Annotated in this window: 5 protein-coding genes; 4 read left to right on the top strand and 1 reads right to left on the bottom strand. The window is 68.0% G+C overall.

Annotated elements, in window-relative coordinates:
• The coding region (locus JWQ05_RS12645; protein ID WP_299658798.1) for a GntR family transcriptional regulator at nt 1-611 on the top strand (611 nt) is incomplete at its 5' end.
• 156 nt (nt 612-767) lie between these two features.
• On the opposite strand, the gene JWQ05_RS12640 is transcribed toward JWQ05_RS12645, so the two are convergent.
• On the bottom strand, nt 768-1,424 hold the full coding sequence (locus tag JWQ05_RS12640) for a GntR family transcriptional regulator (protein ID WP_299658797.1): 657 nt from the start codon (nt 1,422-1,424) through the stop codon (nt 768-770).
• A gap of 181 nt (nt 1,425-1,605) precedes the next feature.
• Between JWQ05_RS12640 and dctP the strand changes: the two genes are divergently transcribed.
• From dctP to JWQ05_RS12625, 3 genes are all read left to right on the top strand, one after another.
• Nucleotides 1,606-2,625 (top strand): TRAP transporter substrate-binding protein DctP, encoded by a 1,020-nt coding sequence (gene dctP / locus JWQ05_RS12635; protein ID WP_299658796.1) that lies wholly within the window; start codon nt 1,606-1,608, stop codon nt 2,623-2,625.
• Nucleotides 2,622-3,281, top strand: coding sequence for a TRAP transporter small permease (locus JWQ05_RS12630; protein WP_299658795.1), 660 nt, complete (start codon nt 2,622-2,624; stop codon nt 3,279-3,281). Before dctP ends, JWQ05_RS12630 begins: the two co-directional genes overlap by 4 nt.
• Nucleotides 3,278-3,533, top strand: a 256-nt coding sequence (locus tag JWQ05_RS12625; RefSeq protein ID WP_299658794.1) for a TRAP transporter large permease subunit, incomplete at its 3' end; no start/stop codon positions are given. The genes JWQ05_RS12630 and JWQ05_RS12625, both read left to right, overlap by 4 nt.

The following is a 3,533-nucleotide window of genomic DNA, read 5'->3' as shown; positions in this document are numbered from 1 at the left end:
TGCGCGACCTCATCCGCTCCGGCGAGCTGGAGCCCCGTGCGCGGGTGAACGAAAGCGAGCTGACCGAACGCTTCGGCATCTCGCGCACGCCCTTGCGCGAGGCGATCAAGATCCTGGCGACCGAGGGGCTGCTCGAATTGCTGCCCAATCGCGGGGCGCGGGTCGCCAGCCTGTCGCAATCCGAGATCGAGGAGATGATCGAGGTCATCGCGGGGCTGGAGGCGACTGCCGCCGATCTCGCCTGCCGCATCATCGCCGACCCGGAGATCGAGGGCATCTCCCGCGACCACGACGCCATGGTCGCCGCTTGGAAGGCCGGCGAGGAGGGGGTCTACTTCGCCCTCAACCGGGCGATCCACGAGGGCATCATGCGGGCTAGCCGCAACGCCACCCTCGGCGGCATCTACGACAGCCTCTCGGGCCGCATCCAGCGCTCGCGCTACGCCGTGCACCAGACGGCGGAGCAATGGGCGCAATCCGTCACCGAGCACGAGCAGATGATCACGCTCCTGCGCGCCCGGGACGGCGAGGCGCTCGCCCGCCTCATGCGGGCGCACATCCGGGCCCGCACGCCGGTGATCGCCGAGAACTTCGGCACCACCACGGCCTGAGCCTTCGGCTGGAGCCATTGGAACACCCGATCAGTCTCGGGCGGACCGGGCCGAGTTCGGGGCTGACGCAGCTTGGCCTTGCCAATCGCCTGATTGGCTCTGTCCCGGCGCGGACACGTTCGACCCGACACAGGCTGGGGTGCCGCCGGCGCCCGTTCAGGCGGCGGCGTTGATCGAGCGCAGGCCCGCCACGAGGTCCGAGAAGCGGTCGCCCTGCACGATGACGTGGGCGCGCAGCCTGTCGGAGGCGGCGGCCTCGTCGCCCGCCACGATGGCGGCCACGATGGCCTCGTGCTCGGCGAGCGACTGGCCCAGGCGGTGGCGGGCCCGCAACTGAAGCCGGCGGAACGGCGCGAGGCGCCTGTGCAGTTGCCGCGCCTGCTCCTCCAGGAAGCCGTTGCGGCAGGCCCGGTAGACCACCGTGTGAAAGATGTAGTTCTCGGCGTAGTAGGTCTCGGGGTCGCCGGCCTCGGCCGAGGCGGCGCAGGCGGCGAGTGCCGCCTTCAGCGCGGCCTCGTCGTCGGGGATGAGCCGGCGGGCCGCGAGGCGTCCGCACGAGGCTTCGATCTCCGCCATCGTCTCGAACATCGCGATGAGGCGTTGCGGATCCGGCGCGCTCACGATGGCGCCGCGGCGCGGCTTGACCTCGACGAGGCCCGTCATCGCCAGTTGCAGCAGCGCCTCGCGGATCGGCGTGCGCGAGACCCCGAAGCGTTCGGCGAGTTCGGTCTCGTCAAGGCGCGCACCGATGGCGAGGCGTCCATCCACGATCTCGGTCTCGATGGTCTGTCTGAGGCGACGCGATTGGTTCATGCGCTGAGGTCCCAATCCGTTTTTAATCCCGCCAAATCACAAAAATTCGGGACGCCCTATTATTCATCCGCGTTGACAAAATATACAAGAAATCGTTTCATGTATAAATAAGACGCGCTGCAGTATAAATGCTGCGCTGCAAAACGGGCGGTCGAAGGCTTGCCCCTGGGAGAGACACGCCATGATGTTGACGCGCCGTGCCCTCGTCGCCGGCGGCCTCGCCGCCCCCGCCCTCCTGTCCCTTGGCTCGCGCGCCCGGGCCGCCACCACCCTGAAGATCTCGCACCAGTTCCCCGGCGGCACCGTCGACGAGGGCGATTTTCGCGATCGCATGTGCCGGAAGTTTGCCGCGATGCTGGCCGAGCGCTCGAAGGGCGCCCTGGAGCTGCAGGTCTATCCGGGCTCGTCCCTGATGAAGACCAACGCCCAGTTCGGCGCCATCCGGAAGGGCGCCCTCGACATGACGCTCTATCCGAGCCCCTACGCGGGCGGCGAAGTGCCGGAAATGAACATCGGCCTGATGCCGGCCCTGGTGACCTCCTACGCGCAGGCCACCGCCTGGAAGGCGGCGCCGGTGGGCCGCAAGCTCACCGAGATCCTCGATTCCAAGGGCGTGGTCGTGGTCTCCTGGGTCTGGCAGGCCGGCGGCGTCGCCAGCCGCGAACGGCCGCTCTATGCGCCCGCCGACACCAAGGGCCTGAAGGTGCGCGGCGGCTCGCGCGAGATGGACTTGATGATGAAGGCGGCCGGGGCCGCGACGCTGAGCATCCCGTCGAACGAGTCCTACGCCGCCATGCAGACCGGCGCCTGCGACGCGGTCATCACCTCCTCCACCAGTCTGATCTCGTTCCGCTTGGAGGAACTCTCGAAGTCTCTCACGTCCGGCTCCCAGCACACCTACTGGCTGATGCTGGAGCCGATCATGATGTCGAAGATCGTGTTCGAGCGCCTGCCGAAGGACCAGCAGGACCTGATCATGGCCATCGGCGCCGAGCTCGAAGCCTTTGGGCAGCAGGGTGCCAAGGAGGACGATACCCGCGTCGAGCAGGTCTTCGCCAAGGCCGGCGCCAAGGTGCAGCAGCTCGACGAGAAGACTCTCGGCCAATGGCGCGACATCGCGCGCGACACAGCCTGGAAGGACTTCGCGGGCAAGTCCACGAGCTGCGCCGAGCTCCTCAAGCTGGCGGAGCAGGTGTCGTGAGCCACGCCTTCGACGCGGCCTCGGCCGCTTCAGAGACCGCGCAGGCGGTACCGGAGCCCCGGATTCCCGGGGTTCTGGGGCATCTCGACCGGGCGATGAAGGGCATCAACCGGGTGATCATGCTGCTGGGCGGCCTCGCCCTGGTCGGCGCCTGCCTCGTGCTCAGCTACAGCGTCGTCGTCCGCTACGCGCTTCACGAGCCCACCGACTGGCAGGACGAGATGGCGGTGTTCCTGATCGTGGGCGCCACCTTCTTCTCCGCCGCCGCCGTGCAGGCCAAGCGCGGGCACGTGGCGATCGAGGCCCTGAGCGGCCTGCTCTCGCCGCGCGTCAACCGTGCCCGCCTGCTGATGGCCGACATCATCAGCGTGGTCTTCGTGACGTTCTTCGCCTGGAAGAGCTGGACCCTGCTGCACGAGGCCTGGGTCGACGGCCAGGTCTCGCAATCTTCTTGGGGGCCCCCCTTGTGGATTCCCTACGCGCTGATGGCGGTCGGCATGAGCTTCCTGGGCCTGCAGTTCCTGCTTCAGATCGTCGAGGCGCTGAGCTACGGCCCCCGCGCGGCGGGCTGGGCCAACCCGAAGGTCGGCCTCGGCGCCGACCTGAACGAGACCTCCCTCAACAAGACCTCCCTCAAGACGAGCGGACACCCATGAGCGTCGCGGCCATCGGCTTCCTCTATGCGGGCGCGACGCTCAGCGCGATGCTCGCCGGCATCCCCATCGCCTTCGCGCTCGGCTTCGTGGCCCTGGCGTTCATGTACTTTTTCATGCCGGCCGCCTCCCTCGATACGGTGGCGCAGAACGTCTACGAGGAGATGGCCTCCATCACCCTCCTGTCGATCCCGCTCTTCATCCTGAAGGGCGCGGCGATCGGCCGTTCGAAGGCGGGCCAGGACCTCTACTCGG

Source organism: Methylobacterium sp. (assembly GCF_028290105.1).
In the GTDB taxonomy this organism is placed as follows: Bacteria; Pseudomonadota; Alphaproteobacteria; order Rhizobiales; family Beijerinckiaceae; genus Methylobacterium.
This window is presented reverse-complemented; position numbering and strand designations above follow the sequence as displayed.

Bases quoted from the DNA above. Each gene is read 5' to 3' on its own strand.
- JWQ05_RS12640 (WP_299658797.1), bottom strand. From the start codon at position 1,424: ATGAACCAATCGCGTCGCCTCAGACAGACCATCGAGACCGAGATCGTG.
- dctP (WP_299658796.1), top strand. From the start codon at position 1,606: ATGATGTTGACGCGCCGTGCCCTCGTCGCCGGCGGCCTCGCCGCCCCC.